This is a genomic window from Paraburkholderia acidiphila, from assembly GCF_009789655.1.
GTDB classification, from domain to species: domain Bacteria; phylum Pseudomonadota; class Gammaproteobacteria; order Burkholderiales; family Burkholderiaceae; genus Paraburkholderia; species Paraburkholderia acidiphila.
The window spans coordinates 516160-538032 of the sequence record NZ_CP046910.1 but is presented as its reverse complement, the minus strand read 5'-3'; the positions used below and the strand labels follow the sequence as shown (position 1 = coordinate 538032).

Sequence of the window (21873 nt, the reverse complement as noted above, 5' to 3'; positions counted from 1 at the left end):
ATTGCTTTTCGCCGCCGCTTACGCGTTGGCGGTCTGGGCCGAAGCGGCCAGCTTCCGCTCGAATGCGAGCAGCGCCTTGGCCGCCTCGCCGATCGCCGGCAGCGCCTCAGCGGGCGACTGCGAGAGCAGCGGCAGGATCGGGCCCATGTCGGCAATGCCCGAGAGCGTCACGGCGTCGTGCAGCACGCGGATCAGCGAGATGTCGTCGCGCAGCGTTTCGAGCGGCATGAACGCATCGTAGAGGCGTTGCGCTTCTTCCGCACGGCCTTCCTTCGCGGCCTTCAAGAGCGCCATGATGGTGTTCGAAGCGATACAACCCGAGCCCGTGGTCCAGGCGGCCAGACCGAAGTCGCGCACGTGAACCAGCGCCGGGCGCTCGCCCATGCCCGAGACGACCTTCGAGGCCGGCACGCTTTGCAGCAGGCGGCGCAGATACGGGTCGTTCGCCGGGTCCTTGCGCACGATGGCGTACTTGACGGCGATGAGCGTGCCGCGGTCGATCAGGCGCACGAGCGTGTCCACGTCGACATAGTCTTCGCTCTTGATATAGAGCGTGAGCGGAATGCCAGCGGTGTCGGCGATGCGCGTGAGGCCCGCTTCCACGCCTGCGGGCGTGGTGAAGCCGGACAGCGGCAGCACCATGGCCGTCTTGTACTGCGTTTGCGCGAGGATGCGCGCCTGGTCGAGCATCTTGCCGTAGTCGGGACCGATGGCCGGAATCACGCGCGTTTCGGGCGCGGTGAGGTCGGCAAGCATGTCAAGCAACTCACGGAATTCGCTCACGGCGACGTGGTACAGGTTCGCATTGCCGCCGTACAGCAGCGTGCGAATGCCGCCCGCTTCCATATGGCGGATCAGCTTGCCATTCTGTTCAACGTCGAGGGAGAAGTCGGGGCGGCGTGCAAGCGGCGGCACTGCCATCACAGTCGAGGCGAATTCGCTCTCGACAATCGGGGACACGTTCATGAGGCCTCGTGCTGGGATGGAGGGTTGTCAATAGGATGCACAGTAGCATCGGCTCGCCGTAGTTGTCAAACAACTTGTTGCATTTGTTAGGGTTTGTTCGGAGGGCCCCGCAGCTGTGGGCCGCCCCGCCCCTGCGCGGTCGGGACAGGCCCCGTAAAGGAATATTGTAGAATCGCGTCCGAATAATGGAACCGGTTCCATTTACCATGTCCGTTCCGTGGCTGCCGCGGTGGCGTGTCACGCGCAGCGGGCAAGATCGCTACGCGGACACGGTCGAATCACGCCGCGCCGAACTCATACAGAATCCCACAATGTCTGAATCTCCTCTCACGACACGCCGCGGCTTCCTACGCACGGCAGCGGTGCTCGTGCCAGCCAGCGCCCTGGCGGGCTGCGAAGGCGGCAAAGCACCGTCGAGCGCCGCCGCCACGGCGGGCAGCGCCGCCTCTGCGCCGAACACCGCGCCTCAAGCCGGGCAGGCCGCCTACAAGCCGCGCTTCTTCGACGCGCGCGAGTGGGCCTTTGTCGAAGCCGCCGCCGACCGCCTGATTCCCGCCGACTCCGAAGGTCCCGGCGCGCTGGAAGCAGGCGTGCCCGAATTCATCGACCGGCAGATGGGCACGCCCTACGCGCACGGCGCGCTGTGGTACATGCAGGGGCCGTTCCAGCAAGGCGTGCCCGAACTCGGCTACCAGTTGAAGCTCGTGCCGCGCGACATCTACCGGCTTGGCATCCAGGCCGTGAACGCGTACTGCACGAAGGCGTACGGCAAGGACTTCGACGCGCTCGACGCCAGCACGCGTGACAGCGTGCTCAGCGCGCTCGAAGCGGGCAAGGTCGAACTGGACGGCGTGCCCGCCTCCGTGTTCTTCGGCCAGTTGCTGCAGAACACGCGCGAAGGCTACTTCTGCGACCCGATCCACGGCGGCAACCGCGACATGGCTGCGTGGAAGATGATCGGCTTCCCCGGCGCGCGCGCCGACTTCATGGATTTCGTCAACCAGAACGGCAAGCCTTATCCGTACGGCCCGGTCTCGATCAACGGAGAGCGTACGTAAATGGCGATCAAGAAACCTCACGTCGATGCCGTGGTTGTCGGCTTCGGCTGGACCGGCGCGATCCTCTCGAAGGAACTGACGGAAGCGGGCCTCACCGTGGTCGCGCTCGAACGCGGCGAGTATCGCGACACCTACCCGGACGGCGCGTACCCCAACACCATCGACGAGCTCACGTACAACATCCGCAAGAAGCTCTTCCTCGACCTGTCGAAGACCACCGTCTCGATCCGCCACGGCGTGAACGACACGGCGCTGCCCTACCGCCAGCTCGCCGCGTTTCTGCCCGGTGAAGGCGTGGGCGGCGCGGGTCTGCACTGGTCGGGCGTGCATTTCCGCATCACGCCCGAAGAGCTGCGCCTGAAGAGCCATTACGAAGAGCGCTACGGCAAGAAGTTCATCCCCGAAGGCATGACGATCCAGGACTACGGCGTGACCTACGACGAACTGGAGCCGCACTTCGATTTCGCGGAGAAGGTCTTCGGCACCTCGGGTCAGGCGTACAAGGTAAAGGGCAATGTGGTCGGCGACGGCAACGTGTTCGAAGCCGCGCGCAGCGACAACTTTCCGTTGCCCGCGCAACTGAATACGTATTCGGCGCAGCGCTTCTTCGACGCGGCGAAGTCGCTCGGCCTGCACCCGTACCGCCTGCCTTCGGCGAACACCTCGGGTCCGTACACGAACCCGTACGGCGTGCAGATGGGTCCGTGCAACTTCTGCGGCTATTGCAGCGGTTACGCGTGCTACATGTACTCGAAGGCTTCGCCGAACCTCAACATCCTGCCCGCGCTCAAGCAGGAAAAACACTTCGAACTGCGCTCGAAGTGCCACGTGCTGCGCGTCGAACTCGACGACACGAAAAAGCGCGCCACGGGCGTGACCTATATCGATCCGGCGGGCCAGGAAGTGTTCCAGCCCGCCGACCTCGTGATCGTTTCGGCGTTCCAGTATCACAACGTGCACCTGCTGCTGCTCTCGGGCATCGGCAAGCCCTATGACCCGGTTTCGGGCGAGGGCGTGGTGGGCCGCAACTTCGCGTACCAGAACCTTTCGACCATCACGGCGTTCTTCGACAAGGACACGTGGACGAATCCGTTCATCGGCGCGGGCGGCAACGGCGTGGCCGTGGACGACTTCAACGCCGACAACTTCGATCACGGACCGCTCGGCTTCGTGGGCGGCTCGCCGCTGTGGGTAAACCAGGCAGGCGTGAAGCCGATCAGCGGCATCGCCACGCCCGCCGGTACGCCGAACTGGGGCGCCGGCTGGAAGAAGGCCGTGAAGGACCACTACGCGCACACCGTTTCGATGGATGCGCACGGCTCCAACATGTCGTATCGCGACGTGTACCTCGATCTCGATCCGACCTACCGCGACTCGTACGGCCAGCCGCTGCTGCGCATGACCTTCGACTGGAAGGACAACGACATCAAGATGGCGCAGTACGTGACGGGCCAGATGCAGAAGATCGCCGAGGCGATGGGCCCGAAGGCCATCAACGTGTACACACGCGAATTCGGCGCGCACTTCGACTCGCGCCGCTACCAGACCACCCACCTCGTGGGAGGCGCGGTGATGGGCAGCGATCCGAACACCAGCGTCATCAACCGCTATCTGCAGAGCTGGGACGTGCATAACGTGTTCGTGATGGGCGCCTCCGCGTTCCCGCAGGGGATCGGCTACAACCCGACCGGCCTCGTCGCCGCCCTCGCCTACTGGAGCGCGAAAGCCATTCGCAACCAGTATCTGAAGAACCCCGGTCCGCTGGTGAGCGTGTGAAGAGCCGCATGAAGAAGAATATTATTTCCATGTGCGCGAACGTTGCACGCGCAACGGTATCGGGTGCGGCTATCGCGGCATTCACGTCATTCGCGGCGCACGCGGCCGAACTGCCGAACGCCGCGCTCGTCGCGCACGGCGAATACCTCGCGCGCGCCGGCGACTGCATTGCCTGCCACACGATGCAAGGCGGCAAGCCGTTCGCGGGCGGACTGAAGTTCGATACGCCCATCGGCGCGATCTACTCGACCAACATCACGCCCGACGCGAACACCGGCATCGGCAAGTGGAGCTACGACGACTTCGCCAAGGCCGTGCGCCAGGGCGTGCGGCCGAACGGCGAAACGCTTTACCCGGCGATGCCCTACCCCTCGTACGCACGCCTGAGCGATGACGACATGAAGGCGCTTTACGCGTATTTCATGCAAGGCGTCGGGCCCGTGCAGGCGCAGAACCGCGCCGTGGACATTCCGTGGCCGCTCTCGATGCGCTGGCCGCTCGGCGCCTGGTGCATGCTGTTCGCGCCGAAGGTGCAGGCGTTCGACGGATCGCACTACAACGACGCGATCGTCGCGCGTGGCGCGTATCTCGTGCAGGGCCTCGGCCACTGCGGCGCGTGCCACACGCCGCGCGCAAGCACGATGCAGGAACTCGCGCTCACCGACCTCGAAGGCGACGATTTCCTCGCAGGCGGCGGCCCGATCGACGGCTGGGTGCCCTCGAACCTGCGCGGCAACCCGCGCACGGGCTTAGGCAGCTGGAGCGAGGACGACATCGTGCAGTTCCTCAAGTCGGGGCGCAATCTGCATACCGCCGCATTCGGCGGCATGACCGACGTGGTTCAGCACAGCATGCAGCACATGAACGACGCGGACCTGCTCGCCATCGCGCGCTACCTGAAGACGCTGCCCACGAGCGACCCGAAGGAAACGCCGTACGCGTACGATGCCGCGGCCGCGAACAAGCTGCAAAGCGGCGACGCGAGCGCACGCGGCGCGGCGGTCTATCGCGACAACTGCATGGCCTGCCACCGCAGCGACGGACGCGGCTACACGCGCGTGTTCCCGGCACTCGGCGGCAACCCGGTCGTGCAGGGCAAGGACCCCACTTCGCTGATTCACGTGCTGCTCGCAGGCAGCGCACTCGAAGGCACGAAATCCGCGCCCTCGTCGTTCACGATGCCGCCGTTCGGCTGGCGTCTGTCCGACCAGGAAGTGGCCGATGTATCGACCTTCGTGCGGGCGAGCTGGGGCAACGCCGGCGCGCCAGTGAGCGCCGAAGACGTCGCGAAGGTCCGCAAGACCGTCACCGTGAGCACGCCGGCGTCGCCTCCCGGCGCAACGCTCAAGCGCTAACGCACTCAGCGCCGCACTTTTCCCTTCCCCGCGTTTCACGTCTGCGGTCTCGTTCACGAGGCCGCAGGCGCGTACGCGCATAACCAGAAATCGCTCACGAGGCGATCCATAGACGTTGAAACAACAAATGATGAGAAAACACCTGCTCGCCGCACCAGTCCTGTTCTCGCTCGGCGGCGTCGCTCTGGCGCAAGGCTCGGTCACGCTGTATGGCATCGCCGACGCCGGCATCACGTATCGCAGCAACGAGCGCACGGGCACGACCGGTGCGTACACGGGCCATTCGAACGTGGGCCTCTCCACCGGCAACCTCTCGGGCAGCCGCTGGGGCATCAAGGGCAAGGAGGATCTGGGCAACGGGCTCGCGGCCATCTTCCTGCTCGAAGACGGCTTCGACATCACGAACGGCACCTCGGGCCAGGGTGGGCGCCTGTTCGGTCGCCAGGCCTTCGTGGGCCTCTCGGACCAGCGCTACGGCTCGCTCACCATGGGCCGCCAGTACACTTCGCTCGACGACTTCGTCGGGCCGGTCGCGCCCGTGAACTTCATCGGCGGATTCGGCGCGCATCCGGGCGACATCGACGACCTCGACCAGACCACGCGCGTGGACAACTCGGTCAAGTACACGAGCGCGAATTACTCCGGCTTCACGTTCGGCGCGCTGTACGGTTTTGGCGGCCAGCCCGGCAGCATGAAGCGCAAGGACACCTGGAGCGTGGGCGCGGGTTATGCGAACGGCCCGCTGCGCATGGGCGTGGGTTATGAGCGCTCGGACAACAGCAAGACCGGTCTCGACGACCCCACCTACGGCAAGTGGCAAGGCACCTACGACGGCACCTTCAACTCGTCGATCAACGAAGGCTATGCGAGCGCGCAATCGCAGCAGGTCGTGGCGGCGGGCGCGACGTGGGACTTCGGTCCCGCCGTGGTGGGCGTGAACTACAGCAACGTGCAGTACCGCCCGGGCGCGAATTCGCTGTTCTCGGGCAACGCGATCTTCAATATCGCGGGTATTTTCACGCAGTGGAACGTGCAGCCGCGCACCCATTTGTTCGCGGGCTACAGCTATACGCGTGGCAGCGCCGTGGAAGGCGTGGATGAAGACGCGCAGTACCACAACGTTTCGGTGGGCGCGACTTACGATCTCTCGACGCGCTCGACGGTGTATCTGCTCGCGGGCTACCAGCATGCATCGGGCATGACGCTCGACGCCGCCGGCAATCCGGTCGCGGCGACGGCTTCGGTGTCCGACAAGGGCAACGGCCACTCGTCGGCCACGCAGTCGCAAGCCATTGTGAGCGTGGGCTTGCGTCAGAAGTTCTAAGCAAGCTTCGACTTCGTTGCTGGTGCAACGAAGCGGCGGGCGCTCATGCTGTGAGCGCCCGCTTTTTTTCAGCGGTGCCGCCGTTCAGTGCAACACCTCGGGCCGGTCCAGCAGGCCGTAAAACTCGTCGATCGTCACGGTAGGCGCGAACTGCGAAAGCGTGGCGACGATCACGTCGTCGCAAATCGCCGAGCCCGCCGCCGACTCGAGCTGAACCCCGGCCGCGGCTGCCTGGCTTTCGGCCAGTTCGAGGGCGATCGACAGGATAAAGCGTGCGTCGGTTTGGGTGAGTAGGGTCTTCATGCCTGCTCTAACGGCGCGCACGCGGAGAATCTTTAGGGTTTTGTGGGGTTTCGCAAGGTTTGGTAATGGTTGCGCGCGCCCCGATGCTCAGCGCGTGCGCGCCACGAACTGCCCGGGGCTCGTGCCCGTCAATCGTCGGAACATTGCAATGAAAGCCGACGATGTGGCGTACCCCAAATCCAGCGCCACGGCCTCGACGCTGCGCCCCGCGTGGAGCATGGGCAGCGCGTTCACGAGCCGGATGCGCTGGCGCCACTCCGTCAACGACATGCCCAGCTCGTGTTGCGCGCGGCGCATGAGCGTGCGCTCGCTCATGTGAAACGCATCGGCCAGCTCGGCGAGCGAACGGTTGTCGGCGGGATTCTGGCGCAGCACCTGGAGGATCGCGTTCAGATCGGCGTCGTCGGTATGCGGCACGAAGCTGCCCGTGGTCGCGCAGGTCGAAAGTTGATCCACGAGCACGCGCAACAGACGCGCGCGCTGCGCGTCGCCCTCTTCTTCCACCGGCGTCACGCGCAGGTGCTCGAGAATCGCGCGCACGAGCGGCGACACCATCACCGCGCAGCTCGTTGCCGGCATGCGCGTGCACAGGTCGCGGCTGATGTACACCGAGCAATGCACCGTCTCCTGCTCGTTGAAGCCCACGTGTTCCGTGCCCGGCGCGATCCAGAGCCCGAGGTGCGGCGGCGTGATGTAGTGCTCGTCGCCCGCCTTCACCTCGGTCGTGCCGCTGAACGCGTAGACGAACTCGCCCCACGGGTGGCACATCTGCGGATAGGTGGCGTGCGAAGGCATGTGCTCCATGCGAAAGAACACGGGCGTGGGCAGCACGTCGGTAAAAGGTGGCAGGCGCAGATGGCGCGCCGGGCGCGTACGATCAGGCGCTTTAGGCTGGTTGGGCATGGCGGTCTGGGGCTATCGATTGTCAGTTTTGCGCTATATGCGCGCATCCCGACGCATCAATACTACGCCCACTGCCCACAAACTTCAGCCGAATCCTTCAAGTCAGCGAGTCCGCAATGAGAAAGCAAGTCGACGCAACGGCCGTGGCCATCATGGTGGCGCTATGCCTCGCATGGGGTCTGCAGCAGGCCGCGATCAAGGCGGTGGCCGGGGACATCCCGCCCATGCTGCAGATCGGGCTGCGCTCGGGCGTGGCGGCGGCGCTTGTCTGGCTCTTCAACCGGCTCGTTACGCGCGAGCGCTGGCTGCCGGGCGTGGCGCGCGGCGCCGGGCTCGTCACCGGCGGCCTGTTCGCGATCGAATTCGTGTTCGTGGCCATGGGTCTGCGCTGGACCAACGCCTCGCACATGGCCGTGTTTCTGTATACCGCGCCGATGTTCGCGGCCATCGGCCTGCATCTGCGCCTGCCCGACGAACGCCTCGCGCGGCTGCAATGGGTCGGCATTGCGATCGCCTTCGCGGGCATCGCCATCACGTTCCTCGGACCCGCGCTGCTGGGCGGCGGCACACCGGGCTCGCCGCTGTGGCTGCTCGGCGACTTCATGGGCCTGTGCGCGGGCGCGGCGTGGGGACTCACCACCGTTGTCGTGCGCACGAGCCGCCTGAGCGAGGCGCCCGCCACGCAAACGCTCTTCTATCAACTGGCGGGGGCTTTTGTCGTGCTGATGCCGTTCGCGTTTCTGACCGGCCAGGCGCACTTTCGCGGCACGCCGCTGGCCCTGGCTTCCCTCGCGTTCCAGACGCTGCTCGTCTCGTTCGTGAGCTATCTCGTGTGGTTCTGGCTGCTGCGCCGCTACCTGGCGGCGCGCCTCGGCATCCTCTCGTTCATGACGCCGCTGTTCGGCGTGGCGTTCGGCGTCGTGCTGCTGCACGAGCGCGTCGAGCCCGCGTTCCTCTTTGGCTCGGCGCTCGTGCTGATGGGTCTGCTGGTGGTGAACGCACAAAGCTGGGTGCGCCAGGCGTTCGGCCGCCGTACCGCCAACGCGCGCGGCGCGCAGGCTTCCTGAGAGAAAGTCGCTCGCTACGCCACCGCGTCGCCGCGCTTGCCTGACGGCAGCTCGCGCACCACCACGTACTCGGGATCGCGCTGCTGGCGCGCGAAGATCGCCAGGATCTCGCGCCACGCGGGCCACAGTCCCGCATAGGGCTTCGGCATTTGCGAAGCCACGGCGTCATGAAAACCGGGCAGCGCGTGAAACGGCACGCTCGGAAACATGTGATGCTCGATGTGATAGTTCATGTTCCAGTAGAGAAAGCGCAGCACGGGGTTGAGCAGCACCGTGCGGCTCGACACGCGGTGATCGAGCACGTTCTCCTTAAGCCCCGTGTGCTGCGTGAGCGCGCAGAGTTCATGCAGCCAGGTGCCGTAGGCCCGCGAAACGAACAGGAACAGGATCGGCAGCCAGCTATGCGCGAGCAGCGCCCACGCGAACACGGCCACGTAGCACGCGAGCAGCACGCGTGAATTCGCGCACATCTTGCGGTACTCGGCTTGCGGCACCACCTCCTTCGCGCCCTTCGTCACGATGCCGAAGCTGTGCAGCACGATCGCGCCGAGAAACTGGATGCCATGCGAAATACGCAGGAAATCCGTCACGAGCTTCACGTAGCTGAGCGGCCGCTTGAACGCTAGTTCGGGGTCCTGATAAGGCTCGGCGGTCAGATGCGTGAAGGTGTGGTGCCGCGCATGCAGCCAGCGGCTGTACACCTGTTCGCGCCACGACATGAAGCAGATGATCCAGTAGGCGGTCTCGTTCATCCAGCGCGTCTTGAACGCGGTCCCGTGCCCGAGTTCGTGCGCGGCGGCCTCGCTGAACGCGAACACCGTGCCGTACAGCAATAAGGCGGGAATCGCCCAGGCCGTGCCGAGCGAATACCACGCGAGCACGCCGGTCGCCACGACGAGCGCGAGGAAGCCGCCCACCTGAATCAGCCCCCGTGAGTCGGTGCGAGTGGAAAATGCCTTGAGACGCTTGCGGTCGATTTCCACCCGGTACCACGCATTCATGTCGATGTTCATTTGCCGTGCTCCGCGCGAGAGAGGGTCTCTTTCATGCCTGCTTTCACCGGTATGAACCCGCGTACTTCTGCACGGGCGCGAGGTTGTCGCGCGTGACGAAGCTCGGACCGGAACTCACCGTCGAGCCGGTATAGACCGGCTTGAGGTCGTACTTCGCGAGACGCGCCGCCACCTTCTTGTCGTCCTTGAGCGCGGCGACGATATGGGCCGCGTCAGTGGTCTTGTCGCGCACAGCGATCGCCATGGCCGCCACCGGGAGATAACCCTGAAGATAGGGCTGCTGATCGATTGCGAACTGGATCTGCCCAGCCTGGATGGCCTTGAGGATGTCCGGCGAAAGATCGAAGGTCGCGACATAGAGCTTGCCGGCCTTGCCCGCGTCGGTCACGCCGCGCAGCACGCCCATCGCCTGGTCGGGGCCGAGCGCGAGAATCGCCTGGGTGTTCGGATGCGAGCGCAAATAAGCGGCCACCTTGCTTTCGATGACGGTCGGGTCTTCGCCGCTATCCATCGTGGACTTCTTGTAGTCGGCGCCGATGGCGTCGGCAAAGCCCTTGCAGCGGTCCCACAGCGCCTGGATGTCCGCACCGTGATTCACGCATAGAAAGTCGTGAATGCCAGCGGCTTTCGCACGCTCGCCTGCGGCCTTGCCGGCTTCGTATTCGGGCTGGCCGATGTGCAGGATCGCGCCGAGCTTCATGCCCGCTTCCGGGCCGCCGTTGATCGTGATGAGCGGAATATGCTTGGCCTTCACGCCCACCAGCCCCTTCTGGATCATCTCCTGATTCGGCACCGTGGTAATGACGCCCGCGTAGTTGCGCGCCGAAGCCTGCTCGAGAATGCGGACCATGTCGCCGGTGTCGCCCGTTGGCGGATTGCGGTAGTCGACCGGGACGCCGAAGTCTTCGCTCGCGTCGCGCATGCCGTTTTTCACGGTGTTCCACCACACGTTCGAATCCGAGCCGTGACTCACCATCACGAAGCGCTCGTCGGCGTGCGCCGCATTCGCCACGAGTCCGCTGCAGAGCGCCATTGCCGCGAGCGCGGCCGCGCAAACGCGGCCCACGCGAAATCTCGCCATGTTCATGGGGATGTCTCCGGTTTGTGTAGTGTCGACGCCCGCGCGGACGGCCGGTATGAGGCCCGTTTGGGATGGCCCGTGTGGGATGGTTAAAATGTAGTTGAATGAATTTCCGCTCTCAAACGGAATCTTGAGGAAAAATCCTCAGAACCAATCGTCTAATGGAAAGCACGGAAAGCCCACATGAACACGAGACGCAAACCCACGATGGAAGACGTCGCCAAGGCCTCGGGTGTGAGCTATTCCACGGTCGAGCGCGTATTGAACGGGCGTGGCGGCGTGGCGCGCGACAAGGAAGCGCGCGTGCTCGAATGGGCGCGCAAGCTCAAGATGGACCGCGCGCTGGACGAAGTGTCCGTGCGCTGGCTGCGCATCGCCATCGTCACGCAGAAGCCCGATTCGCCCTACTACGTCGCCTTGCGTCACGGCTTCGAGCTTGCGCAGAAGTCGTTCGAAACATACCGCGTGATGTGTCAGCTCACGTTCTTCGACGACCTCGAACCGAAGTCGCTCGCGCGCGTAGTCGAGCGCGCCGCGCAGAAAGCCGACGCCATGATCGTCGTGGCCTATGAGCACCCCGTGGTAGTGGATACGCTCTCGCGCGTGGCGCGCAAGATGCCGCTCGTCACCATTGCCAGCGATCTGCCCGACACGGGCCGCCTCGCTTATGTGGGCATCGACAACCGCTGCGCGGGGCGCACGGCGGGCGAACTGATGGGCCGCTTTCTGGGCGATGCGGGCGGCCAGGTCCTGGTCATCGCGGGCCTGCGCACCTACCTTGGCCACGAGGAGCGCGACGGCGCATTCCGCTCGGTGCTGCGCAGCCGCTTTCCGGCTTGCGAAGTCGTGGCGACGGTAGAAAGCCGCGAAGACGCCGCCTCGACCGAACGCCTCACACGCGACGCCTTCAAACGATATCCGGCACTACGCGGCATCTACAATCTTTCGGTTGGCGATGAAGGCATTGCGCGCGCGCTCAAGGCGCTCAAGCGTGAGCACACAACGACCCTGATCGGTCACGAACTCACGGCGATCAGCCGCGCGTTGCTCGCCGAAGGCGTGATGGACGCGGTGCTTGACCAGAGCCCATTCGTCGAGGCCGTGCGCGCCGTCGAGGTGATTCTCGCCCACTACAACCGCGGCGCACCCGCGAGTTTGCCGCTGCAAACGCCGATGTCGATTTATCTGCAGGCGAATCTACCGCCGGCAACGGCATGAGGCACAAATCGACCGCTGAGACATCAGGGCCTCGCGCCGCAAGCTTCGGCTTTCTGAGGTAAAGTCGCTCGGGTTCCGACTCACAGCGAATCCTGCAACGATGGAAAACCTCTCCACTTTCACGCCGGTCGCGCTCGAACATGCGAGCCGCCTCATCAACCATGGCCCCACGGTGCTCGTCACCAGCAGCGACGGCAAGCGCCACAACGTCATGGCCGCCGCGTGGTCGATGCCTGTGGAATTCACGCCGCCTCGCATTGCCATCGTGATCGACAAGCGCACGTTCACGCGCGAACTCATTCATGCGAGCGGCACCTTCGGCGTGATCATTCCGGGCGCCGCCGCCATCGACCTGACCTACGCCGTGGGCAGCGTGAGCGGCCGCGAGACCGACAAGTTCGAGCGCTTCAAGATCGCTGCCATTACCGGCCCGAAGCTCGGCTTGCCTTTGCTCGAAGCGGGCTGCTGCGCGTGGATGGAATGCCGCCTGATTCCCGAGCGGCATACCGAAGACGCCTACGATACATGCTTCGCCGAAGTGGTTTCAGCCGCAGCCGACCCGCGCGCGTTTCGCCATGGCCACTGGGAACTCGACAGCAGCAACGCGGACCTGCACACGATCCACCATCTGGGCGCCGGCAATTTCGTGCGCGCCAGCGACACGATCAAGGCGCGCGAACTCGCGTAAGCGGGCACGCATCGTCACGCCGATTCGAGTGGGAGCGTCACGAATACTTCGCATCACAAACATTTGAAAACATGTAGCGGCGCGTCTTTAAACGGCCAGGAGCCACGCATGAGCGAAACCATTGAAACGCAAGCGTCTTTTGGCAGCCCGCAGGCAAGTTCGCAGGCCGGTCGGCTCGGCTACCTTCCCGTTGCGCTGTTCGGATCGGTCATGGGGCTTGCCGGGCTCTCGTCGGCATGGCGGCTCGCGCACCGCCTGTATGGCATGCCGCTGTGGGTTGCTCAGGCCATTGGCGTGCTCGCGGTGCTCGCGTTCTTGATGATCGGCACCGGCTATGCCGTCAAATGGGTCACCGGACCGCATGCCGTAAAAGCCGAATTCAATCATCCGATTGCCGGCAATCTCTTTGGGACCTTCTTCATCAGCCTGCTTCTGCTGCCCATCCCGCTTGCCGACTTCAGCGTGGCGTTCGCGCGCGCGGTATGGATCGTCGGCGCAATCGGCATGATCGTGTTCGCGTGGTTCGTGATCATGCGCTGGCTCAGCCAGCGTCAGCAGCCGTCCCACGCCACGCCTACGTGGATCGTGCCGGTCGTTGGGCTCATCGACATTCCGCTCGCCACGCCCGCTATTCAGATTACGGGTGTGAATGGCGTCCTGCTGCTCGCGCTCGCTGTGGGGCTCTTTTTCGCTGTGCCGCTTTTCACGCTCATCTTTTCGCGCCTGATGTTCGAAGAGCCCATGCCCAACAACCTGCAGCCGACCCTTCTCATTCTGCTTGCACCGTTCGCCGTGGGCTTCTCGGCCTATGTCACCGTGACAGGTGACGTCGACCGCTTCGCCGACGCGCTCTACATGCTCACGCTGTTCCTCCTCACCGTACTCGTGGGCCGGTTGCGTTACCTCGCGATCACCTGCCCCTTTCGGCTCTCGTGGTGGGCCGTGAGCTTTCCGCTTGCGGGCTCGGTGAGTTGCGCCGAACGCTACGCCGACCATGCGCCGGGCCCCGTCACGCATGGCATCGCGATCTTCTTGCTCGCGACGGTCACACCGCTGTTGCTCCTGTTGGCTGCCCGCACGTTGTGGGGCGTGCTGCGCGGAGAACTCGAAGCACTGGCCCACTAGGCCCCCCCACAACCGCGCGCTTGAATTTTATAGACGATCGGTCTAATATCGTCGCCATGGAACCGATCATCGTCAGACCGCGCCGCGGCAGGCCGCCGAAAGACCCGCGCGCGCATGCGGACACCCGCGCAACACTCATTCGCGCGGGCATGGAAATGCTAACCGAGCAAAGCTTCGCGGCCACGGGGCTGGACGCGGTACTCAAGCGCGTGAACATTCCCAAGGGCTCGTTCTATCACTACTTCGAGAGCAAGGAAGCGTTCGGGCGCGAGCTGATGAGCGCGTACGACGCGTACTTCTGCGCGAAACTCGACCGCTGGCTGCAAGACGACACGCGCCCCGCTTTGGAACGCCTGAGCGCGTTCGTCGAAGACGCCAGCAAAGGCATGGCCCGCCACCACTACACGCGCGGGTGCCTCGTGGGTAACCTCGGCGTGGAGGTGGACATCCTGCCCGACGACTTTCGCGAGACGCTCGAACGTATTCTGCAGGGCTGGCAGGCGCGTATCGTGGCGTGCCTGCGCGAGGCCCAGCGCGAAGGCGTGCTCGCAAAGCGAATCGACCTCGCCTCACTCGCCTCGTTCTTCTGGATTGGCTGGGAAGGCGCCGTGCTGCGCGCGCGACTCGTGCGCAGCGCGGCCCCGCTCGACACATTCTTCAAAGGGTTCATCGCCGGATTGCCTCGCGCGTAAGCCGCGGCAACGCCAACCATTCACTGTTTCAGGAGCGGGAAGCATCATGTTCAAAGCCATTCTCATTGATAAGGAATCCGGATCGTATGAGGCGCGTATCACCGACCTTGACGAAGCGCGTCTGCCGGAAGGCGACGTGCTCGTCGATGTTGGCTACAGCACGCTGAACTACAAGGATGGCCTTGCGATTACCGGCAAAGGCCCGGTCGTGCGCAGCTTCCCCATGGTTCCAGGCATCGATTTCGCGGGCACGGTCGCGCAGAGCGCAAACCCTGCCTATGCGGTGGGCGACGCGGTCGTGCTCAACGGCTGGGGCGTGGGCGAACAGCATTGGGGCGGGCTCGCGCAGAAGGCGCGCGTCAAGGGCGATTGGCTCATTCCGCTTGCGCCGGGCTTCACGCCGCGGCAAACGATGGCCGTCGGCACGGCGGGATACACGGCCATGCTCTGCATTCTCGCGCTCGAACGGCACGGCATCACGCCCGCGCATGGCGAAGTGCTCGTCACGGGTGCGAGCGGTGGCGTAGGCAGCTTCGCCATCGCCCTGCTCATGCGCCGAGGCTATCGCGTCGTGGCGTCGACCGGCAGGCCGCAAGAAGCGGAGTATCTGAAGCAGCTCGGCGCTGTCGAAGTCATCGACCGCGCCTCGTTATCGGAGCCCGGACGCCCGCTGCAAAAAGAACGCTGGGCGGCCGCGATCGATTCGGTTGGCGGTCACACGTTGGCGAACGTGTGCGCGAGCTTGCGCGCAGATGGCGCGGTGGCCGCGTGCGGCCTTGCGCAAGGCATGGATCTTCCCGCCACGGTCGCGCCATTCATTCTGCGCGGCGTGAGCCTGCTCGGCATCAACAGTGTGACGCGTCCGTTTGCTGAGCGGCAGAAAGCGTGGCACGCGTTGGGAGACACGCTCGACCTCAAGCAGCTCGATACGATCACGCATGAGATCGGCATGGCCGAAGCCATCCCTGCCGCAAGTGAACTGCTCGCCGGGCACGTGCGCGGGCGGCTCGTAGTGGACGTCAACCGGTAACGTGCGCAACAGCGGCGAATCAACACCTCACGATTTCGCCGCTTTCGCGAACCCACGACGCCCCCTTTGCGAACTCGCGCGGCGTGACGCCTAGAAGCCGCGTCATCCAGTGCGCCATATGGCTTTGATGCGCGAACCCCGCTTCGAGCGCCACCTGGCTCAGGCTGAGTTTGCCTTCGATGATAAGCGCCCTCGCCCGTTCCACGCGCCGCCGCACCACATATTGATGCACCGGCATGCCCAGCGTCTCGCGAAACAGGGCCTTGAAATGCGGCATGCTCAAGTCGACCAGCGCTGCGAGTTCGGCGAGCGTGAGACGCTGATCGAGATGGCTCTCGATGTAATCGGTCACGCGCGCCGCTTTATGCGCCGCCAGCACGGCGGCCCGGCCTCGTGGCGCATCCTTGCAGCCGAGCAGCCGCACGACCATTGCGGTGGAAATGCTCTCGGCGAATAGCGGGTCGCAAGCCGTTCCCGCTTCGATTTCGGCCAGCAGCGCTCCCGCCAGCGCATTGATGCGCGGATCGCGCAACTGGAGATGCGGCTGGATCTCGCGCGGGCCCCACGGGTTCTCCATCTGCTGCGCAATCGATCGCACGAAGCGGTCGTCGAACCATACGCGCAGAATCGTGCAGTCGCCGTCATCCGTCCATTCGCCTTCAACCCCGGCCGGCACCACGTCCGCGTCGCCGTGCGCCTGAAGTCGCGATTGCCGGCGGCCGTCGCACGCGCATCGAGCACGCACTGGCGTACCGATATGGATGCCGACGCGGTGATACGTCATCGCGGGAAAGCGATGCTGCCCCGCACTCACCCTGAGCAGTTCGGCGCCGCCGCCGTGCCAGCCCAACCCAACGCTCGAACGCAGGCTGATGCCGGCTCCTGCCTGCTGGTTCGAATCTGCAGTCACTGCGCTCATGACGTTCCTTTTCGACGCTAATGCCGTGCGGGAAATCGTGCGATGTTTGCGGGCAGTTTACTGGATTACGGCGACGCTCGCGCACCGTGCAATGGAGGACGTATTCAATCATCCGTTTCTGCGCAACACCATCCGTTCGTGCGCGCCGCGCAACTTCCCTATGCCTAGGATGGCGCAGACCACGCCAACCAGGAGAAAGCGATCATGTTCGTGATTTTTGGAGCATCGGGAAAGGCCGGGCGCGTCACCGCTGCCGCGTTGCGCCGTGCGGGCAAGCCTGTGCGCGCCGTCGTGCGCCACCCTCGTCAGGGCGCAAGTCTCGCGGAACTGGGCTGCGAGATCGCACTCGCCGACCTTACCGACCCGCAATCGGTCGCTGCCGCGATCAAGGGCGCTCACGCCGTTCAGTTGTTGTGCCCTGTTCCATCGGGTGATACGGATCCCGAAGCAACCATGCGCGCGATAATCGACGTTGCCACCGAGGCCCTGCTCGCAGACCCGCCCGCCATGCTGCTCGCCATTTCCGACTATGGTGCGGAGCTGCCGTTGAACACTGGCATCACGCGGCTATATCACTACCTGGAAAAGCGGCTGAAGCCCGTTGCGACGCAACTCACGTTGCTGCGCTCAGCGGAACATATGCAGAACTGGGCAGCGTTCATTCCCGGCGCGCTCGCAACCGGTACGCTGCCGAGCCTTCATCTGCCTCTGGAGCGCCGCTTTCCCTCGGTCGCAGCGCAGGACGTCGGCGCGGCGAGCGCCGAGTTGCTGCTCGAATCGCAGCAGTCAGACACAGCGCGAATTGTGAGCATCGAGGGACCGCAGAGAGTCAGCGTGAACGACGTCGCGGCGGCACTTGGCGAAGCGAGTGGTCGCACGATCGCGCCTCATGCGTTGCCGCGCGAATCGTGGGCACCCATGCTTCTCAAGGCCGGACTCAGCGAGAATCACACGCGGCTCATCACCGATCTTTATGACGTCTACAACACCGGTCGTATCGACGTGGAAGCGAGCCGCAGCGAGCGGCGTTTCGGCACGACCGCGCTACGGGACGTGTTCGGCCCGCTCGTTGCGAAATTCAACAGCCAATAACAACCAATAACAAGCGCGCCGCAATGAAAAAACGGCCAGGCGCCTTGCGCGCCTGGCCGCACCCGCATGATTACGCGGCGATCAGAACCACTTGCCGAACTGGCCGCCTGGCGCCAGCGACACGCCACGCAGCACTTCGCCGAAGCCTGCATTGCGCAGCGTCACGAAGCGCTCGTTCGCAGCACCCGAAGCCGTACCGTTGCGCAGGACATCGCGCACGGCCACGAGGCGATTCGGGTCCGCGCCCTGGTCGCCGTTGCCGCTCACCGTCGAGGTGATCGCCCAGATCGTGACCGTGCCATCCTGCTCGACGTGACCCGTGATGTTACGCAGGCCGTCCGTGGCGGGCGACCACGGCAGGTTGGTCGCGCTGTTCGTGCCGACCGGATAGCCCGCCACGCTGTACGAAGTCCCCAGATTCAGGCCATTCTGGATCGTGTAGGCGAGCTTCCACGACTTCGTGCCCGCGTTGTACACCCACTTTTGCAGGCCCGCAGTGGTCTGCTGCGCCGCGTGCGTGTACAGGTCCGTGCCACCCGAATAGCCATCGCCCTCGTCGGCGACATAGAGCGTATTCGCGTCGGCGAACCACACGCCGAAGGGATAGGAAAGCGTCGTCGCCGACTTGTTCGGCGTGGCCGGGAAGCCCGCGAGCACGCACACGTTGCTCGGCAAGCCCGTGGTCGTCAACGTGGCAGCATCGTATGCAAGCGGGTTGGTGGGCAGCTTCGCGCCCGCCACCGGCACGCCTATGCCGGTCGTGGGGCACGCCTTGCCCGTGGTGTCGACGAAGTACACCGTGTTCACGCCGTTGCTGCCGCTACCCTTCGTGAAGTACACGACGTTGTTGAAGACAGTCAGCCCGCGGTAGTTGTCGTCCTTGCCGACTTTGTCGGCCTTCGCGCCGAGTTGCGTGACGGAAAAGCTCGCGAGCGGCGTGGGGGTGCCCGGCGTTTGCTGCGCTTCGTGCTGGTGCGTCGCTTCGATGAATTGCGCGCCCGCACCAAGAATCACGCCTGCCGGCTGCGGATTCGCGCCGTTGCCTGCATTGCCCACGGTGTAGTAAAAGCCGTTGCCTTCGCCATTGCCATTGCCGTTGTTGAGCAGCGCGCTGCGGCCATTGTTGCCGCTATACGCGTTGGTCTGCGTGAAGGAAAAGTGCCCTTCGGCATCGAGCCGCGCCACGGCGCGATAGAAGACCTGACCGTCCGGATTCGTCGGATCGATCGCGCCAGGCGTATTCGAGTTCGAGACGTCGATCGAGTTGACCGGCGCAACGTAGCCCATGAACGTGAGGTAACGGCCGTCGCTCGAGAGGTTGAGCGCGAGTTCGGACTTGGAGCTGAAGCTCGTCACGAGCTGGTCGTGACCATGGCCCGGATGCAGGCTGTTGGGCACTTCGAGCGTGTGGACGACCTGGCCTCCCGGCGTGATGGTGTCGAGGAAAATGCGCGACGTGATGCCAAAGCTCGGATCGTAAAGCACGTTGTTCCAGACTGCCGGATAGGTGCCGTCATTCGGCGCGCCGCCCGTGGGGCAGCTCGCCTGCGCGCTATTGCAATTGGGCGGCAGCGCCATGCCGGCGGTAACGTTGCTCGACACATTGTCGTACACACTGCGGCTCACGACGAGCAGGCCCGAACCACCGAAAAACGCGTCCGCGTTTTGCGCGGCTGCGGCGCCTGCACTGGCGCAGACCAAGGCAGCGGCAATAGCAAGACGTGAGGGACGTGCGGTAAAGCAGGCGCCGCACAATGTAGAGCGAAGGGTATTGATGGCCATCTGTAGCGTCTCCGAAAGGAATTACAAGCGTTTTGTCAAGACGAACTCGGGGTCAATCCCGCTTACCGTAGCGATATTTTGTGAAAGATTTGTTGCAGCGGCGCGGGCTTCGCTCACGCAATTTCCTCTGCGGAAAGCCAGCCTTTTCAGTCTGCTTTTTTGCGGCGACGATTTCGTTTGTTATCCTCATCATTTATTCGCCCGTGACGCAAGGTTTAGTCAAAAAGCCGCCACACGATAGCAGGATTCAATTTGAATCCTGCCTGTCACCATACTGTAATTGACTCTACGCGGAGCCCATCAGACATCCGCAAAGCCCGCAAAACATGAATAACGGGAGAGGCTCGTGAGACCATTGCGCCCCCTGATTGCCGCGCTCATTTGCGGCGTATGTGCGCTGACGTGCCGCGCGCAGGATGTAACTGGCTGCGGCAGCACGCTCGCCGCCCCCCTCTACACCCACTGGGCCACCGACTACCAGAAGTCCGGCGGCGGTAAGGTGGTCTATCGCAGCACCGGCTCGACTGACGGCCTCAAGGCTATCGTCGCGCACACCGTCGACTTCGCCGGTTCCGACGCGCCGCTCACGAGCGAGCAATTGAGCAAGGAAGGATTGCGGCAGTTTCCCACCGCGATCGGCGGCGTCGTTCCCGTCGTCAATCTTCCGGGCATCAAGGCCGGACAGTTGATGTTGACCGGCGAGGTGCTAGGCCAGATCTTTCTCGGCAAGATCCTGTATTGGGACGACCCGGCCATCGCGCGGCTCAATCCGAAACTGAAGATGCCCGACACGCCGATTGCAGTCGTGCGGCGTCTCGATGGTTCGGGCACGACGCTGATCTGGACTCACTATCTCTCGCAGGTGAGCCCCGAATGGAAACGCAAGGTAGGCGAAGGCACCAGCGTTCACTGGCCCCTGGGAATAGGCGGCAAAGGCAATGAGGGCGTTGCCACGTTCGTCGGCTATCTGCCCGGGGCGATTGGCTATATCGCCTGGGACTTCACGAAGCAGAATCATCTGACCTACACGGCCATGACCAACGCGGCGGGCGTGGTCGTGGAGCCGGGCGTCCAGACATTCAGCGCAGCCGCGGCAAATGCGGACTGGTCGAGTTCGCTCTTTCAGGTGCTGACCAATCAGCCGGGTAAGGACGCATGGCCCGTGATGGGCGCGACCTACGTGCTCTTGCAAGCCACGCCAGACCACTCGGCGCGCAGCGCCGAAACGCTGAAGTTCTTCGATTGGGCGTTCACGCACGGCGCTCCGACGATTCAGGCACTGGACTATATTCCGCTGCCCGCGGTCGTAGTCACGAAAATTCGCGCGCAATGGCACGGCGATAAAAGCGCCGAGGCCGCCAATAAAGCGGTGGCCGTGCAATAACTTCCACGTCAGTTCACGAGTGTTCTCACGCCAGGCGCCTTTGCGCCGGGGAGGCGTTGATGAAACGGGAAGCGGCTGAAGAGGTCGTGAAGGCAATCGCGACCGAAACGCAAACGCCACTGGAAATCGTCGCGAAGATGTATGAGCAAACGTGGGCAGAGTTCAGCGACGGCGCACGCGTCATGGATTATCTGACCGTGCTCGTCGCGCGTCGTGTGCGGGAGACTCTTCGGAACATGCGCAAGAACGCGCACTGAATGCCGGCATGGCAGCGCGCCGATGCCGCGCGCATGTACGAATCAGCGCCTGGCCGCCTTGCGCCGGCGGGGATCGGCTTTGCGGCAGAGGTCGGTCAACACCCAGCGGGCAATGATCTCCGGGCGATTCGTTCCGTACTGCGCGGACTTGATTTCGTTTTCGAAGTAGACGATGACGTTTCCGGCCATCACGCGGTACGCGCCCGCGTAGTTCACGCCATCCACGTCGATATTCAATGGATGGGTGGTTTCGTATTCTGCAAGAGCCAAGGTAAACGCGGAAATGTCTAAATTATGACAATAGCGTTTCACGCCTCCCTTGGTCAATTAAATATGCGTTTTGTTTCATATTATCGGTTGCGGTCCCGATTTAGCGCATTACGTATGGCTTTCACGCCCCTTTATCGGGGCTCGCATTAATGCCGCATGACTCAGCCTTCCATAGGGGCTCGCCGCGAACCATCGCTCGCCCACGGAAGCGCTCCAGGCATTCACCCAGCGCGTCGCCATCATTTTTTCGGTCCCCGCTTCGGCATTCATCAACCGCTTCATGGCGAGACCAAGGCGGTGCATTGCGTACCGCTTACGGCGTGCTTCGGTGTCCACTCGCGCATTCATCGTCTCGTCTCTTCCGGTTGAGTATTGCGCAGACAAAAGCCTGGAGACCCACCTGCACCGATACCTTGCGAAGCTGGAACATGACCCGCGCTGAACCGCACGAGAACGCACATTAAGGCACGGAAATAAAGGCGGAAACATCAGGGAGAGTATTGAGGGCAGTCTTTATGAAAGCGCTTTCGCCGGGCAGTGCGAATAAGGGCGCGTCAGTCAAGGCGCTCT

The 21873-nt window shown here is 63.9% G+C and carries 21 protein-coding genes; 13 read left to right on the top strand and 8 right to left on the bottom strand.

Going from position 1 to position 21873, the window contains the following annotated elements; all coding sequences use genetic code 11:
* Positions 1-18 precede the first annotated feature (18 nt).
* Positions 19-966 (bottom strand): dihydrodipicolinate synthase family protein, encoded by a 948-nt coding sequence (locus FAZ97_RS16880; RefSeq protein WP_158759599.1) that lies wholly within the window; start codon positions 964-966, stop codon positions 19-21.
* Between the two features lie 311 nt (positions 967-1277).
* Between FAZ97_RS16880 and FAZ97_RS16875 the strand changes: the two genes are divergently transcribed.
* The 4 genes from FAZ97_RS16875 (at position 1278) to FAZ97_RS16860 (ending at position 6479) form a co-directional block, all read left to right on the top strand.
* Positions 1278-2024 (top strand): gluconate 2-dehydrogenase subunit 3 family protein, encoded by a 747-nt coding sequence (locus FAZ97_RS16875; RefSeq protein WP_158759598.1) that lies wholly within the window; start codon positions 1278-1280, stop codon positions 2022-2024.
* A complete protein-coding gene (locus tag FAZ97_RS16870; protein WP_158759597.1) occupies positions 2025-3800 on the top strand; it encodes a GMC family oxidoreductase in 1776 nt (591 codons plus the stop codon).
* Positions 3801-3808: 8 nt separating this feature from the next.
* Positions 3809-5155, top strand: coding sequence for a c-type cytochrome (locus tag FAZ97_RS16865; protein WP_158759596.1), 1347 nt, complete (start codon positions 3809-3811; stop codon positions 5153-5155).
* A 130-nt stretch (positions 5156-5285) separates the two neighbouring features.
* Entirely contained in the window at positions 5286-6479 is a 1194-nt protein-coding gene (locus FAZ97_RS16860) for a porin (protein ID WP_158760963.1), read from the top strand.
* An 84-nt stretch (positions 6480-6563) separates the two neighbouring features.
* Here FAZ97_RS16860 and FAZ97_RS16855 read toward each other — a convergent pair whose 3' ends face one another.
* Together FAZ97_RS16855 and FAZ97_RS16850 are read right to left on the bottom strand one after the other, a co-directional pair.
* Positions 6564-6782, bottom strand: a complete 219-nt coding sequence (locus tag FAZ97_RS16855) for a hypothetical protein (protein ID WP_158759595.1) — start codon at positions 6780-6782, stop codon at positions 6564-6566.
* Positions 6783-6869: 87 nt separating this feature from the next.
* On the bottom strand, positions 6870-7685 hold the full coding sequence (locus FAZ97_RS16850; protein ID WP_158759594.1) for an AraC family transcriptional regulator: 816 nt from the start codon (positions 7683-7685) through the stop codon (positions 6870-6872).
* 116 nt (positions 7686-7801) lie between these two features.
* On the opposite strand from FAZ97_RS16850, the gene FAZ97_RS16845 reads away from it, so the two are divergent.
* Entirely contained in the window at positions 7802-8752 is a 951-nt protein-coding gene (locus FAZ97_RS16845) for a DMT family transporter (RefSeq protein WP_158759593.1), read from the top strand.
* 14 nt (positions 8753-8766) lie between these two features.
* On the opposite strand, the gene FAZ97_RS16840 is transcribed toward FAZ97_RS16845, so the two are convergent.
* On the bottom strand, positions 8767-9765 hold the full coding sequence (locus FAZ97_RS16840; RefSeq protein ID WP_158759592.1) for a fatty acid desaturase: 999 nt from the start codon (positions 9763-9765) through the stop codon (positions 8767-8769).
* 43 nt (positions 9766-9808) lie between these two features.
* Positions 9809-10852, bottom strand: coding sequence for a sugar ABC transporter substrate-binding protein (locus tag FAZ97_RS16835; protein WP_158759591.1), 1044 nt, complete (start codon positions 10850-10852; stop codon positions 9809-9811).
* A 177-nt stretch (positions 10853-11029) separates the two neighbouring features.
* Here FAZ97_RS16835 and FAZ97_RS16830 point away from each other — a divergent pair, with 177 nt between their 5' ends.
* The 5 genes from FAZ97_RS16830 to acuI all read left to right on the top strand — a co-directional run bounded on the left by FAZ97_RS16830 (position 11030) and on the right by acuI (position 15599).
* Positions 11030-12064 (top strand): LacI family DNA-binding transcriptional regulator, encoded by a 1035-nt coding sequence (locus FAZ97_RS16830; protein WP_158759590.1) that lies wholly within the window; start codon positions 11030-11032, stop codon positions 12062-12064.
* Between the two features lie 100 nt (positions 12065-12164).
* Complete coding sequence (locus FAZ97_RS16825; protein ID WP_158759589.1) at positions 12165-12752, top strand: flavin reductase family protein; 588 nt, start codon at positions 12165-12167, stop codon at positions 12750-12752.
* A 108-nt stretch (positions 12753-12860) separates the two neighbouring features.
* Positions 12861-13877 (top strand): SLAC1 anion channel family protein, encoded by a 1017-nt coding sequence (locus FAZ97_RS16820; RefSeq protein WP_158759588.1) that lies wholly within the window; start codon positions 12861-12863, stop codon positions 13875-13877.
* 56 nt (positions 13878-13933) lie between these two features.
* Positions 13934-14569, top strand: a complete 636-nt coding sequence (gene acuR, locus FAZ97_RS16815) for an acrylate utilization transcriptional regulator AcuR (RefSeq protein ID WP_158759587.1) — start codon at positions 13934-13936, stop codon at positions 14567-14569.
* A 46-nt stretch (positions 14570-14615) separates the two neighbouring features.
* Positions 14616-15599 carry an acrylyl-CoA reductase (NADPH) gene (gene acuI / locus FAZ97_RS16810; RefSeq protein ID WP_158759586.1) on the top strand — a complete coding sequence of 328 codons (984 nt, stop codon included), beginning with the start codon at positions 14616-14618 and terminating at the stop codon, positions 15597-15599.
* A 19-nt stretch (positions 15600-15618) separates the two neighbouring features.
* Here the strand turns inward: acuI and FAZ97_RS16805 are convergent, their stop codons facing one another.
* Positions 15619-16518: a helix-turn-helix domain-containing protein gene (locus tag FAZ97_RS16805; protein ID WP_158759585.1), complete on the bottom strand. Its 900-nt coding sequence runs from the start codon at positions 16516-16518 to the stop codon at positions 15619-15621.
* Positions 16519-16722: 204 nt separating this feature from the next.
* On the opposite strand from FAZ97_RS16805, the gene FAZ97_RS16800 reads away from it, so the two are divergent.
* Positions 16723-17610 carry an NmrA family NAD(P)-binding protein gene (locus FAZ97_RS16800; protein ID WP_158759584.1) on the top strand — a complete coding sequence of 296 codons (888 nt, stop codon included), beginning with the start codon at positions 16723-16725 and terminating at the stop codon, positions 17608-17610.
* Positions 17611-17691: 81 nt separating this feature from the next.
* Here FAZ97_RS16800 and FAZ97_RS16795 read toward each other — a convergent pair whose 3' ends face one another.
* Positions 17692-19311: a hypothetical protein gene (locus FAZ97_RS16795; RefSeq protein WP_233271776.1), complete on the bottom strand. Its 1620-nt coding sequence runs from the start codon at positions 19309-19311 to the stop codon at positions 17692-17694.
* A gap of 427 nt (positions 19312-19738) precedes the next feature.
* Here FAZ97_RS16795 and pstS point away from each other — a divergent pair, with 427 nt between their 5' ends.
* Together pstS and FAZ97_RS16785 are read left to right on the top strand one after the other, a co-directional pair.
* A complete protein-coding gene (gene pstS / locus FAZ97_RS16790) occupies positions 19739-20776 on the top strand; it encodes a phosphate ABC transporter substrate-binding protein PstS (protein ID WP_407671857.1) in 1038 nt (345 codons plus the stop codon).
* Between the two features lie 59 nt (positions 20777-20835).
* Positions 20836-21033, top strand: a complete 198-nt coding sequence (locus tag FAZ97_RS16785; protein ID WP_158759583.1) for a DUF3562 domain-containing protein — start codon at positions 20836-20838, stop codon at positions 21031-21033.
* 42 nt (positions 21034-21075) lie between these two features.
* On the opposite strand, the gene FAZ97_RS16780 is transcribed toward FAZ97_RS16785, so the two are convergent.
* On the bottom strand, positions 21076-21360 hold the full coding sequence (locus FAZ97_RS16780) for a hypothetical protein (RefSeq protein ID WP_158759582.1): 285 nt from the start codon (positions 21358-21360) through the stop codon (positions 21076-21078).
* Between the last annotated feature and the right edge of the window lie 513 nt (positions 21361-21873).